Raw genomic sequence first — 12926 nt, 5'->3', positions numbered from 1 at the left:
GCTCTAGTCCAGTCCGGCGGCGGCAACGCCTGGCTGGGACTGCTGTTCAAGCAGTGCGTTCAACGGTTTGAGGTCAAAGATTCCCGCCAGGTCCGCGTCCTGGCCCACCCCGGCGGTGACACCATCTTGGAGAAGTTTGGGGAAGGTCCGGGCCAGCGGGTCAACAGTGAAGCTGAGTTCACTTAGGGACCGCGCAATCACGGTGGCGGGCAGTTCCTTGCCCGCTGCGGACTTTAGGGCCGTGTTGACGGCGGCGGCCGCTTCGCCAGGGTGCTTGTCAAGCCAGTCAACAGCGGCCAGGTTGCCGGCCAACAAGGCTTCCACGGTCTCTGGATGGGCTTCGAGGAACTGCTTGTTGACTATTAAAATGGTGGTGGCGAACTCACCCTTTTCCCACAAATCCGCCTCATTGACCAGCACTTTGGCATCCGCCTCCAGCACCAGCCGCGAAGCCCACGGCTCCGGCAGCCATGCGCCGTCGAGCTTTCCTTCCTGGAACAACTTCAAGGTGCTGGCGTTTTCCGTGGGGTTGATGGCCACATCGCCGCCGCCGCTGGGTGTGGTGGCAAGGCCTGCACCTGCCAGCCAGGAACGCAGGGCCACGTCCTGGGTTCCGCCCAACTGTGGGGTGGCCAGGATTTTCCCGCGCAGCTGCTCTGCCGAATCAATGCCGTCGCGGACCACCAGCTGGGCGCCGCCGCTGGTGGACCCGGCAATGATGCGGATGGATTCGCCGCCACTTTTTACGTAGGAGTTGATGGCGGGATTGGGACCCAAATAGGCGGCATCAATGGCGCCGGCGTTAAGCGCCTCAATTGCTGAGGGACCGGCATTGAACACTTGGGTGGTCAACTTGGTTGCACCCAGTTTTTCAGCCAGAATGCCTTGTTCCACACCCACCAGCGCCGGGGCGTGGGTGACATTGGCAAAATAGCCAAGTTTCAGTTCAGCCGCGGGACCCGAAGCCACCGGCTGCGGCGAGGAGGCTGACTTGCCTGCTGTCACCGTGGCCACGGCGGCGCCGGCGCCAATCAACGCCACCACCGCTATGAGGGCGGCAATTTCGATGGCGCGCAGCTTGCGGCGCTTGTGCGTTCCGGCCGTGATGCGGGTGGTGTTCAGCGCCGGAGCTGAAGCAGTGGTGTTTTTATCGTCATGGGGACGGGTGCGGTGTTGCTCAGGCATGGGAAGTCCTTGGTGCGAAGGGATGGTGGGCTCAGCTGCTGAGCCGGCAACATCGCCGGGTGCGGATCCCGTGGGCTGCTGCCCCGACTATGGCTGTGCCAATTATTTGCATTCCCCAAGGCTAGGGACGCCATCGGGCCCGGCTCAATGCCGGCGACGTCCAAGGTCACCGGAGTTCATGCACCGTCACAATGGAGCAGTTAGCGACTTCTGGTAACTGCTGGGCGTGAACCCCAGAAAACGTTGGAAGTCATTGGCCAGGTGCGCCTGGTCGGCGTAGCCAAACTGCGTGGCCAAGGCTGCCAGTTCCAAACCCGGGTGGGTGCGGACCTGGTTGGCCGCTTCCTGCAGGCGGCGGCGGCGGATCAGCGCTGACGGGCTCAAGCCCACATATTTCACAGCCAGCCGTTGCAGCGTCCTGGTTGATACGGACAGCTGTTGCGCCACGTCAGCAATACGCACCAAATCCGGATTGTTGGAAATTGATTCGGCCATGGCATTGGCCAGCAAGGCCTCCTGGCCAACCTGGGGCACGCGCTCCAACAGCCAGGCGGCAAAAACCGCGGCAGCTTCCGCCCCCCGCGCAGTCGTTTCTTTTCCCATGACCTCAACCACGTGGGCAAGAAGATCGGGCGCATCGATCATCAGCCGTCCATCACGCAAATCCGCCGGCCTGCTGGTAAAGGAAGGAACGGCTGCCGGGCGCAGCAGGGCACCCACCGCCCAACCCTTTCCGGAAAGGTCTTGGTGTGAGGCCCGGGTGGTGGGTCCGGACAGCTCCACGCCATCGTGCTGCACCACAAGATTGCAGGCGGCGAAGGCAATAAGGTGCTGGCGGGAGGAACGTCCCGGCGCAATGTCCCACTCGGGAATCCAAAACCATGACACCAGATGGTGCACCTGCGGGGGCGCTGGAAAGCGCCCAAAGCTGGGAAGCCTGGTGGGGTAAAGAATGCCCTTGAAACTGCTGTCCACCGACCCAGTCTATGGTTGTGGCTGTCGCGAATCTACAAGCCTTCCCAAGCCGCAGCAGGGTAACTTGGCTGACATGAATACGTCATCCCAGACCTCCAGCACCCCTGCCGCCCACGGCCAATTCACCGACAACGGCATTCCCCATGGGTTTACCAGCCTGACCCCGTTTCTTGCCATTCCCCGCGCGGCGGAAGCCATTGAGTTTTACCACAGGGTTTTTGGCGCACGCACTGTGGGCATCACCGAGTTCAATGCGGTGGTGGTGCATGCGGAGTTGGACTTTGGCCAAGGCAGGTTGCAGCTGGGTGAACCGAACCCCGACTACCACCTGGTTCAAGCACCTGCAGCTGACGATGACTGTTACTCCATGGGCCTGTACTGCCCCGATGTGGACGCCACGCTGGAACGGGCCGTCGCCTGCGGGGCCACCATCCGGGAGGCCGCCAGCAATTTTGTTTCCGGCGACCGTTTTGCCAGCATTCGGGACCCCTTCGGTGTGCGTTGGTCGATTATGACGCGTGTGGAAGACCTGTCCGAAGAAGAAAGCGGCGCCCGCGTGGCGGAATGGGCCGCCACGCAGGGCTGATGCCGCCTAGGCGGGCCCTGCGTTCTCCGGCGCCTCATCGCTGCGGAGCCGGCGCAGCCGCGAGCGCAGTTTCAGTTCGCGGTTGCGGTCGCTGCCCACGGCTTTGGTGGCAGCGACATGGGATTCGCCAAAGGTCTGCAGCAAAAGATCGTCGGCAACACGCACCTGCCCGGGATTGAAACGGTATTCCATCAATTGGGCCAGGCGCTGCGGATCGAAGGAGTTCAGCCAATCCTCCGCGGCGGCCACGGTGTCAATGCCGTTGGCGGCCAACACCTGCACCATCCAGTCGTACTGGTTTTCCTTGCTGTTGCGGTACGTGGGGAAGGCCCGGGTCAACACACTTTGCAGGGACCCGGCGTCGAGCATTTTCGCCTCCGGCACCTCCAGGGCACCCTCCGCCTGCAGCCGCTTGAGGGTGTCGGCAATGTTCACAAACTGTTGGTCGGCCAATTCAATGAGGGTGGACGCCATGGTGAACGCGCGGCTGATTTCGGCATTGTCACCGCTGGGGCCCTTGAAGCGGATGTCGTGTTCAAACTCCGCCCACGCGTGTTGAAGAATGGTGCGGATTTGCACCTCAAAACGACGTCCGGCAAAGTGCGCGCAGTTAAGGGGCGCCTTTTCAAAAGGAACCTGCAGGGTCAAATGGCGCCCGGCGTAGCCAATGCCGCCGTTCTTGCGCATGATGGCCGTCTTGTCCTCATCATCGAGGCAGGTGAACTGGCTGCTCAGGGCAATGGCCACCGCCTCGATGTCCGACTCCACGAACAAAATGACCCGCACGCCAATGAGGTCATCAAGCTTTTCCAGCCCGCCCGGATACTTCAGCCGCCCCAGGCGGTCCCGGCGGGACATCTTCTCCGCCGCGGACGCCGGGGACTTGACCCGGAATTGCACATCGTGATGGTTCAGGCCGTCATCATGCAGCCGCCCCACAATGGCGTTGCGGATGGCTTGCGCAGCCTCCGTCAAAAGCTGCTCCTGGAAAAGGGGGTGTTCGATGGTGCTGTCCGCATCTTCCACGGCAAAAATTTCGATGACGACCCCACCCCTTTGATCCTGCCACGGCAACCCTGCCTTACCCTTGATTCTCCCAGCTTTGCCTCGCTTGTCCAGCTCATTGGCGCGGCCGGATCCAAGGGGGTGAAATCCAGTCGCTGCCCACCCTGAAGAGCGACGCCGGCGCACCCACAGCCTGCACCTTGCCCCCTGTGGAGGTCAGGAAGGGGCGCATTTTGCGGGTGAAGTTCCCGGCCGGCAGCTCCACCTGCCACACGGCGGTGTAGACGTCACGGAGCGCTGAGAGGGTGAATTCCGCAGGCAGCAGCCGGGTGGCCAGGGTGCTGTATTCCATTTTTCCAGCCAGCCTTTCCAGCCCGGCAGCCACAATGCCGCCGTGGTCGAAGGCCAGGCCGGCGGTGTCCACGGCATGCACCGGCCGCCAGTGCGCCGCGGCCGCGTCGGTGCCCGCCTGCAGGGGCGGCAGGCTGGCGCCATCACCGCCGAACAGCACCAAATGCGCCACGGAAACCACCCGCATGCGGGGGTCGCGGTCAGGGTCGCTGAAAGTGGACAGCTGCTCCACAAAAACGCGGTGTTCGGCCAAATCCAGCCCCATTTCCTCCGCCAGTTCCCGCCGCGCAGCCTCCAGTGCGTTTTCCTGCGGCCCCACAAAACCTCCCGGGAGCGCCAAGGTGCCCAGGAACGGCTGCGCGCCGCGTTCCACCAGCGCCACATGGAGCCTTTTTTGGGCCACGGCAAACACCACCAGGTCCACCGTCAGGGCAACGGGCGGGAATTCAGCGGGGTCATAGGCGGCTAGGAAGTCCACTTCCGTGCCGTGGTTCATGCCGTCGCCAAGACTGTCCGCCCGGCCCAGGCCGGTGAGGTGAAGGTGCCTTGCTGGGTGAGCATGGCGTCGATCACCGCGGTGGCGGTGGCGAGGCGGCGCTCGCGGCTGCCGGTGGCCAGGATCCAGGAGTGTCCCGCCTCGGTCAGCGTCTCCTTGAACCACTCGGTCATTTCAGGGCGGCGGTGTTCGCCTTCGCGCCAGCCGTCGTCCTCGAATTCCACGCCCTGGCAGTCTGTGAGCAAATAAATGTCACGCCGCGGCAAACCGGCGGCCGCAGCGTACGACCCATAGCTGCCATCACCGAGGTAGTAGCGCTCCCACAGGGTGGTGGCGAGCGCGTCGGTGTCGGCAATGACCAGCGGAGCGGCCTCCGCAGCGGCCTCTTCAAGCGCGCTTTGGCGTTCGGCAATGACGCCGAAGTCGGCAGCCGTCCAGACAAGCTGCTCCACCGTGGCCTCCGGCCGGCTCTGTTGAAGTTCCGCGAGCTTTTCATAAGTGTAGTGGCGGCCATGCTCGGGGACGCTGGCGAGGGCTGGGAACTGCTGGCGGTAGTGCGCGGCAAGGGCCTCGCTCAAGGTGGTGGTGCCGGTTGATTCCGCGCCCACCACTATGACCCGCACAGCCATACCCCGGCGGGCCGCCGGCAGGATCTGCTTCCAGTTGCCGGCCAGGTCCTCGCGGCACGCGGTTCCGCTGATGGGCCGGGTGCTCCGTTGCGGATCGACGCAGACGTGAACGGCATTGAAGGCCGCGGCCAGCCGGGCGCCGTAGTCTTCCGAGCTGTAGACGGCGTCAATGGCCTCCACGCCGCGGATCTTCAGTGCCCAGCGCATGTTGTCCACCTGGGCGGTCCAGACCTCGTCGCTGGCATAGTCCACCGGGCAGTCGTTGCGCACGGGCACCACGGTGACGTTGGCGCCGGCGAACTCTTCAGCCAGCCAACGGGCCCGTTCAGCCACGGCGATTGATTCAAAGCGGCTGCCCTGTACCAGAACCCAGAGGTGCCCGGCCTGCGCCGCGGCCGTTTCAATCAAGTGCCGGTGACCGGTGTGCGGTGGATAAAACTTGCCAATGACCAATGCTGTGGCGTGCATGGCTAGACTCCTGCCAGTTCGGGGACGGGTTTGCTTGTTGCGCGCAGGCGGTTCCAGCCCACCAGGCCGTAGATGCACAGGGCCAGGAATCCAATGTAAAGGATTCCGGTGAGCGCCAGGCCGCGGCTGAAGTAGAGCGGGACCGAGACCAGGTCAATGGCAATCCACACGTACCAGTGGGCGAAGATCTTCTTGGCCTGGGCATAGGTGGCCACCAGCGAGGCGGCCAAAACAAAGGCGTCCGGGATGGGAACCTGCGAATCCGTGCCTGCGTGCAGCAGCCAGGCCACGGCGGCGGTGCCCAGCATAACGGCGGCCACTGCCCCGAACGCCTCGGTGCGGCTGGCGTCGCGGATGGGCAGGTCATTGCTGCCCGTGGTGCCGCTGGCGCCCCGGCTCCACTTGATCCAGCCGTAGACGGCAATGGCCGCGAAAATGAGCTGCAGAACTGTTTCCCCGTAAAGACCCGCCCCTAGGAAGAGGATCACAAAGGCAATGTTGTTGGCAATTCCCACGGGCCAGTTCCAGATCTTCTGGCGGGCCACACCCCAGACGCAAGCAGCGCCCGTCACGAAGCCAATCACCTCGACCCAGCTGACGGTATTGCCTATGAGCGTAAAAGCAGTGGTGCCGAGCCAGTCAACGATGAAGTTCATGGCGCTCTCCCTTGGGATGTTTATTATCAACTTGATAATAACAATAGCACGGGTTGCGGCCATGGCGTCACGTCAGGCAGGCCCTGCCGCGGCCGGCCGACCCCACAGCCGAGAATGTCCGACCCCTTCGCCACACTGATTTCAATCAAGGAATACACCCGGCATCCACCCAAGGGAGAAACTGCATGTGGGGAACATATATGGACAGCACTGAAGTGGACGTCGAAGAATTGGCTCCGGAGTTGCTGCGGGCATGGCTGGGCAAATCACCTGCCATTGGACTCATGGATTATTTATGGAATGGGTACCTGAACGGCCGCGAAGTGGCCGGTGACGAGCTGGGCGGCGCTGAAGATGCACTGAGTTTTCTGGCCATTGCAAAGGTATGCGCAGGCGCATTGGAGATTGCGGCCGATCAAAACACCCTTGACGCCTGGGACTGGGTGGAGGCCGGAGCTGAGCTTGTGCACCCTTTTATTCTGGGATATCTGCTGGCCTCGCGGGATGAAGCCGTGGATTTTGAAGACAGTCATGGCTTCCACCTGTCCACCCTCATTGACAGCTACCAAGGGCAGACGCTGGATGAACTGGCGAAAAGGGTGACCGAGTCGGACTTTTTCATTGCCATTTGGTCGGCACATTTGGGCATTGAACATTTCCCTCCCAGGGCCGAAGACATGGCTGATCATGGCTTCCATCTGGATGAACTGAAATGGGGGCAGGGACCACTGCTGGAGCACGTGGGCAATCTCTGGCCCCGCACCTTCCACGCGCCGGCTGCCGACACTTTGTTTTAGGAAAGGTTCTGCATCCTTTGGGCCCCGGCTTCATTGAAACACCGGTCCCTGGCGCCACGGACCGGGAATTGTTGTTCTCCACCACGCCATGGCCCGCTGGGGCCGCCCGGACGACGTCGCGGCAGTGATCTTGTTTGCTGCCAGCGACGATGCCGCATTCATGACAGGTTCGGAACTGGGGGGCGGCAGCGGCCACACTGCCCGCTGACAACCGGAACGCTTGATTGGCCAGTCAAAAACCTGCCGAAAGCAAGCTTCCGGCAGGTTTTTTGGTGTGCCCAGCAGTGCCTAGGAGTGCCCCAGCTCAGCCTCCTGCTCGGCGGTGAACGCCTCGGGGCCCTGCTCGGCCGCTTGGGGATCCATCCACATGATGCTGAACCAGTTCCCGTCGGGATCCTCGAAGTCGCGGGAGTACATGAAGTCCATCTCCATTGCCGGGCGGGGTTCCTTGCCGCCGGCGGCCAAGGCCTTCTCCAGCAGCTCATCAACGGCTTGCCGGCTTTCACGGCTCAACGCCGTCTGTACCTGCAGCTGTTCCGCCGGGTCCATGATGGGCTTGTCGGTGAATGTGGCAAAGAAGTCATACGTCAGCATCATCAGGTACACATTTTCATCAATGACCACACAGGCTGCGTTTTGGTCAGTGAAATAGGGATTGACGTGCCAGCCCAGGCTTTCAAAGAAGGCCTTTGAGCGGTCCAAATCCTTGGTGGGAAGATTGACGAACACGGAAGTGGACATGGGCTGACTCCTTGATGAAGCAATGTGAGCGGGGCTCCCATGCTTGCGGACGCCCAGCCAGGGTGTCAATGGTTTTCCGCGGATTAGATGCTGTAACGCTCCTCCTCGTGATCCCCCGGGTGGTCCTTGATCAGCCCGGCGGCGAGGGTGTTGCCGTCCTGGGGGTCAATGACCAGGAATGCGCCCGTGCGGCGGTGCAGCGCATACGTCTCCAGGGGCAGTGCCGAGGCCAGTCGGATTTGCGCGGTGCCAATGTCGTTTAGTTCCAGTCCGGACGCGCCCTGGTAGCTGAAGGACTCCAGTTCCAGCTTCCCGGTCACCGCCCGGACCAGCCCCTGCACCGTCTTGCTGCCGTGCTTGATCAGCACCTTGGCACCCTCGCGCAGCGGCTTGGTGGACAACCAGCACAGCTGTGCATACAGATCCTGGCTGACCTCCCCAAAGGTGCCGGTGGCGGCAATGACGTCACCGCGGGCAATGTCAATCTCCTGATCCAGGCGCAGTGAGACCGACTGCGGTGCAACCGCGCGGTTCAAGGCGCGGCCGGCAAAATCAATGCCCGTCACGGTGGCCGTGCGCCCGGAGGGAAGCACTGTCACCGCATCCCCCACCGAGACTGAACCCGAGGCCAGCTGCCCGGCGTAGGCGCGGTAGTCACGGAAGGAGGCCCCGGCGTCGTCTGCGGCGGCCAGCCCGGGCGCCAGCGCACCCTGCGGCCGGATCACCAACTGTACCGGGAAGCGGAAGGGCTCCAGTCCACGCTCCAGCTCATCGGTGGTGGGCAGCGTTTCCAACAGCTCCAGCAGGCTGGCGCCGGTGTACCAGGGCGTGTGGGTGGAAGGCTCCACCACGTTGTCGCCCTCCAGCGCGGACACGGGAATGACCACCACGTCCCCCAGCCCGATCCCCTGCGCCACAGCCTGCACATCGGTTTCAATGCGGCGGAAGACGTCCTCGCTGAAATCCACCAGGTCAATCTTGTTCACCGCCACCAGCACGTTGGGCACGCGCAGCAGCCGCAGCACCGACAAGTGCCGCCGGGTCTGTTCCAGCACGCCCTTGCGGGCGTCAATGAGCACCACCACGGCATCGGCGGTGGATGCACCCGTCACAGTGTTCTTGGTGTACTGGATGTGTCCGGGGCAATCGGCCAGGATGAAGCTGCGGCGGGCGGTGGCAAAATACCTGTAGGCCACGTCAATGGTGATGCCCTGTTCACGCTCGGCCCGCAGCCCGTCGGTCAGCAGCGCCAGGTCAATTTTCTGCGTGCTGCCGCCCCCACCGCCAAAGCCACGGTCCGCGGAGGTGCGGGTGACGGCGTCGAGCGTGTCGGCCAAAATGGCCTTGGAATCGTGAAGGAGGCGGCCCACCAGGGTGGACTTTCCATCATCGACGGAACCCGCGGTGGCGAAGCGGAACAACGTGCCCTCGGACAGTGCGGGCGTTTCGAACAAGGTGCTGGTGGATGTGCTCATTAGAAATAGCCGTCCTTCTTGCGGTCTTCCATGGCAGCCTCGGAGATCCGGTCATCGGCCCGGGTGGCACCACGTTCGGTCAGGGTTGAGGCGGCAACTTCACGCACCACGTCGTGGACCGTGGCGGCATCGGAGGCCACGGCGCCGGTGCAGGACATGTCCCCCACCGTGCGGTAGCGCACTTGTTTGAGAACCACTTCCTCATCGGGGCGCGGCCGGGACACCTCCCCCACGGCACGCCACATGCCGTCGCGCTCAAAGACCTCCCGCTGGTGGGCGTAGTACAGGCCCGGCAAGGCAATGTCCTCGCGGGCAATGTAACGCCACACATCCAGCTCGGTCCAGTTGCTGATGGGGAAGGCCCGCACATGCTGGCCCACCGTGTGGCGGCCGTTGTACAGGTTCCACAGTTCGGGGCGCTGGTTGCGCGGGTCCCACTGGCCAAACTCGTCACGCAGGGACAGGATGCGTTCCTTGGCGCGTGCCTTGTCCTCGTCACGGCGGCCGCCGCCAAAGACGGCGTCGAACTTGTTGCTGGCAATGGCCGCCAGCAGCGGCACCGTCTGCAGCGGATTGCGGGTGCCGTCGGCGCGTTCGGCCAGCTCACCGGAATCAATGAACTCCTGCACGGAGCCCACTTCCAGGCGCAGGCCCAAACGCGCCACCGTCTCATCACGGAACTCAATGACCTCAGGGAAATTGTGGCCGGTGTCCACATGCAGCACGGGGAAGGGGACCTTGCCCGGCCAAAACGCCTTGGTGGCCAGGTGCAGCATCACCACTGAATCCTTGCCGCCGGAGAACAGCAGCGCGGGGCGCTCAAATTCAGCCACCACCTCACGGATGATGTGGATGGCTTCAGACTCGAGCAGGTCCAGCGACACCAGCTGCTCAAACTCGGAATCCGGGGTGTCCAGGACAGTGGTTTCATCCACGTGGGTGCTCATAGGTGTAATCCGCATTCTGTTTTGGAGGTTCCGGCCCAGCGTCCGCTTCTGGGATCGGCGCCGGGGGCCACTTTTTTGGTGCAGGGCGCGCAGCCAATGGACGGATAGCCCTGGCTGAGCAACGGGTTCATGGGCAGGAGCTGATCTTCGGAATAAGCCACGATCTGCCCGTAGCTCCAGGTGGCCACGGGATTGACCTTGACCAGCTTGTTCTTTTCATCCCAGACCACCAGGGGGGTGTTGGTGCGGGTGGGTGCCTCATCGCGGCGCACACCGGTAAACCACAGCTCGTAGCCGGCAAGGGCGCGGCTCAGCGGCTCCACCTTGCGCAAAGCACAGCACTGCCCGGGGTCACGGCCAAAAAGATCACGGCCCAACAGCGCATCCTGCTCCGCCACGGTGTGCACCGGCATCACGTCCACAATATTGACGCGCAGGTTCTCCGCCACCTCATTGCGGGTGGCATGGGTTTGCGGGAAATGGTAGCCCGTGTCCAAAAACAACACGTCCACACCGGGCAGCTGATCGGCCACGAGGGCAGGCAGCACGGCGTCAGCCATGGAACAGGCGACGGCGGTGGCCCCGGTGGCGAAATTGCGTGCCACCCAGGCAATGACCTCCTGCGCGGACGCGTCCCAAGCCAGTTCCGCCGCGCCGGACTCCGCCAGTGCCTGCAGTTCGGCATGAGGGCGCAGCGCCGTACCCGGCCGCGCGCCGGACGGGGACTGATCCGCGGGTGCACCCGGCAACTGGGGCAGCTGTGTCATTTGAGCAGCTCCTCATCGGCGCGGTGGGCGAACTCGGCGAAGGTTTCCCCTTCGGTGCGGGCGCCCACGTAGTGGCGCACCACCCGCTCCACATAGTCGGGCAGTTCGGCGGCCGTGACCTTCAAACCCCGGATGGTGCGGCCCAACCCCGCCTCCACCCGGTTGTCCGTGGCCAGGCCGCCACCGAGGTGGACTTGGAAGCCCGGGGCGGTGCCGCCGTCGTCGGTGGGAAGCATCATGCCCTTGAGGCCAATGTCCGCGGTCTGAATGCGTGCGCAGGAGTTGGGGCAGCCATTGATGTTCAACGCAATGGACTGATTTAGCACACCCGTGTCAACCAGGTCGGCAAGCCTGGTTTCCAGGCTGGCAATGGCGGTGGCGGCAGTGTCCTTGGTGTTCACCAGCGCCAGCTTGCAGTATTCAATCCCGGTGCAGGCAATGGTGGAACGGCGGAACAACGACGGCCGGGCAGACAACCCCAAGCCGTCCAAAACCTCAATGAGAGGCTCCACCTGGTCCTGGGGCACATCCAAAATCACCAGCTTCTGATGCGGGGTGGTGCGCAGCCGGAACGAGCCGTGGGCCTCCAGGGCATCCGCCAGGGCAGTCAGGATCGATCCCGAAACCCGGCCCACCGTGGGGGTGACGCCAATGAAGAACCGGCCGTCCTTTTGTTCATGAACACCAATGTGGTCGCCCGGGGAGGTGGGCTTGGGCGCCGCGTTGCCATCGGGAAGCTTGTGGCCGAGGTATTCGTCCTCCAGGATTTGGCGGAACTTGGCCGGACCCCAGTCGGCCAGCAGGAACTTCAGCCTGGCCTTGGTGCGCATGCGCCGGTAGCCGTAGTCACGGAAAATGCTGGTCACCCCCAACCAGACCTCGGCGGCTGTCTCCGGGGAGACAAAGACGCCAAGCCGTTCGGCCAGCCGCGGGTTGGTGGACAGCCCGCCTCCCACCCAGAGGTCGTAGCCGGCCCCCAGCTCGGGGTGGACCACACCCACCAGGGCAAAGTCATTGATTTCATGCACCACGTCCTGGGAGGGGTGGCCGGTGATGGCTGTCTTGTACTTGCGCGGCAGGTTCGCAAAATCCGGATTGCCAATGAAGCGTTCACTTAGTTCACGGATCAGCGCAGTGGGATCAATGATCTCGTCCTTGGCGATCCCTGCCACCGGTGAACCCAGAATGACCCGCGGCACATCGCCGCAGGCCTCGGTGGTGGAAAGGCCGGCCGCTTCCAGCCGCTTCCAGATTTCCGGTACGTCCTCCACCCGCACCCAGTGGAGCTGGACGTTCTGCCGGTCGGTGAGATCGGCCGTGTCTCGGCCAAAATCAGTGGAGATGGAGCCAATGACACGCAGTTGCCCGGTGGTCAGGGCACCGCCGTCAATGCGGACCCGGAGCATGAAGTACTTGTCCTCCAGCTCATGGGGTTCCAGCGTGGCCGTCTTGCCGCCGTCGATCCCCTGCTTGCGCTGGGTGTAGAGCCCCCACCAGCGGAAGCGGCCATGCAGATCGGTTTTGTCAATGCTGTCGAAGCCGCCTGCAGCATAAATGGTCTCAATGCGCTCCCGCACGCTGAGTCCGCCATCTTCCTGTTTCCAGATTTCATTGGCGTTCAGCGGCGTGGTGCCGTCAACCTTCCACTGCCCGTGCGGCTTGGCTGCGGGACGGGCGCGCACCGGGCGGACCGCTTTTGCCCCGCTGGCTGTGCCAGCCTCGGAGGCGGGCGTGGATGTCTCGGCGTTCGCCCCGGCTAGAGCTGTGTGTGTCATGCAGACGAGCGTAGGTTGTGCCGGCGCAGCGGCCAATCACCGCTGCAACGCAACGCAACGGTGGGCAACAATT

At 63.4% G+C, this 12926-nt stretch carries 14 protein-coding genes; 3 read left to right on the top strand and 11 right to left on the bottom strand.

Annotated elements, in window-relative coordinates:
• Positions 1-3: 3 nt before the first annotated feature.
• Both ACFUCV_RS04620 and ACFUCV_RS04615 read right to left on the bottom strand, forming a co-directional pair.
• Entirely contained in the window at positions 4-1185 is a 1182-nt protein-coding gene (locus ACFUCV_RS04620) for an ABC transporter substrate-binding protein (RefSeq protein WP_380812527.1), read from the bottom strand.
• 186 nt (positions 1186-1371) lie between these two features.
• Positions 1372-2160: a helix-turn-helix domain-containing protein gene (locus ACFUCV_RS04615; protein ID WP_380812525.1), complete on the bottom strand. Its 789-nt coding sequence runs from the start codon at positions 2158-2160 to the stop codon at positions 1372-1374.
• A gap of 73 nt (positions 2161-2233) precedes the next feature.
• Between ACFUCV_RS04615 and ACFUCV_RS04610 the strand changes: the two genes are divergently transcribed.
• Positions 2234-2746 carry a VOC family protein gene (locus ACFUCV_RS04610; protein ID WP_380812523.1) on the top strand — a complete coding sequence of 171 codons (513 nt, stop codon included), beginning with the start codon at positions 2234-2236 and terminating at the stop codon, positions 2744-2746.
• Positions 2747-2752: 6 nt separating this feature from the next.
• On the opposite strand, the gene ACFUCV_RS04605 is transcribed toward ACFUCV_RS04610, so the two are convergent.
• The 4 genes from ACFUCV_RS04605 to pnuC all read right to left on the bottom strand — a co-directional run bounded on the left by ACFUCV_RS04605 (position 2753) and on the right by pnuC (position 6351).
• Positions 2753-3772 (bottom strand): GTP pyrophosphokinase family protein, encoded by a 1020-nt coding sequence (locus ACFUCV_RS04605; protein WP_380812521.1) that lies wholly within the window; start codon positions 3770-3772, stop codon positions 2753-2755.
• 94 nt (positions 3773-3866) lie between these two features.
• Entirely contained in the window at positions 3867-4598 is a 732-nt protein-coding gene (locus ACFUCV_RS04600; RefSeq protein WP_380812519.1) for an NUDIX domain-containing protein, read from the bottom strand.
• On the bottom strand, positions 4595-5695 hold the full coding sequence (locus ACFUCV_RS04595) for an AAA family ATPase (RefSeq protein ID WP_380812517.1): 1101 nt from the start codon (positions 5693-5695) through the stop codon (positions 4595-4597). Before ACFUCV_RS04595 ends, ACFUCV_RS04600 begins: the two co-directional genes overlap by 4 nt.
• A 2-nt stretch (positions 5696-5697) precedes the next feature.
• Entirely contained in the window at positions 5698-6351 is a 654-nt protein-coding gene (pnuC, locus tag ACFUCV_RS04590; protein ID WP_380812515.1) for a nicotinamide riboside transporter PnuC, read from the bottom strand.
• 200 nt (positions 6352-6551) lie between these two features.
• On the opposite strand from pnuC, the gene ACFUCV_RS04585 reads away from it, so the two are divergent.
• Positions 6552-7148: a hypothetical protein gene (locus ACFUCV_RS04585; protein WP_380812513.1), complete on the top strand. Its 597-nt coding sequence runs from the start codon at positions 6552-6554 to the stop codon at positions 7146-7148.
• A gap of 88 nt (positions 7149-7236) precedes the next feature.
• Positions 7237-7356 carry a hypothetical protein gene (locus ACFUCV_RS04580; RefSeq protein ID WP_380812511.1) on the top strand — a complete coding sequence of 40 codons (120 nt, stop codon included), beginning with the start codon at positions 7237-7239 and terminating at the stop codon, positions 7354-7356.
• Positions 7357-7436: 80 nt separating this feature from the next.
• Here the strand turns inward: ACFUCV_RS04580 and ACFUCV_RS04575 are convergent, their stop codons facing one another.
• From ACFUCV_RS04575 to ACFUCV_RS04555, 5 genes are all read right to left on the bottom strand, one after another.
• On the bottom strand, positions 7437-7889 hold the full coding sequence (locus ACFUCV_RS04575) for a VOC family protein (RefSeq protein WP_380812509.1): 453 nt from the start codon (positions 7887-7889) through the stop codon (positions 7437-7439).
• An 83-nt stretch (positions 7890-7972) separates the two neighbouring features.
• Positions 7973-9364 carry a sulfate adenylyltransferase subunit 1 gene (locus ACFUCV_RS04570; RefSeq protein WP_380812507.1) on the bottom strand — a complete coding sequence of 464 codons (1392 nt, stop codon included), beginning with the start codon at positions 9362-9364 and terminating at the stop codon, positions 7973-7975.
• Entirely contained in the window at positions 9364-10311 is a 948-nt protein-coding gene (gene cysD, locus ACFUCV_RS04565; protein ID WP_380812505.1) for a sulfate adenylyltransferase subunit CysD, read from the bottom strand. Before cysD ends, ACFUCV_RS04570 begins: the two co-directional genes overlap by 1 nt.
• Positions 10308-11078, bottom strand: a complete 771-nt coding sequence (locus ACFUCV_RS04560; RefSeq protein ID WP_380812503.1) for a phosphoadenylyl-sulfate reductase — start codon at positions 11076-11078, stop codon at positions 10308-10310. Before ACFUCV_RS04560 ends, cysD begins: the two co-directional genes overlap by 4 nt.
• A complete protein-coding gene (locus ACFUCV_RS04555; RefSeq protein ID WP_380812501.1) occupies positions 11075-12853 on the bottom strand; it encodes a nitrite/sulfite reductase in 1779 nt (592 codons plus the stop codon). The genes ACFUCV_RS04560 and ACFUCV_RS04555 overlap by 4 nt, the downstream gene beginning before the upstream one ends.
• Between the last annotated feature and the right edge of the window lie 73 nt (positions 12854-12926).

It is taken from the genome of Specibacter sp. NPDC057265, from assembly GCF_042668835.1.
GTDB lineage: Bacteria > Actinomycetota > Actinomycetes > Actinomycetales > Micrococcaceae > Specibacter.
This window is presented reverse-complemented; position numbering and strand designations above follow the sequence as displayed.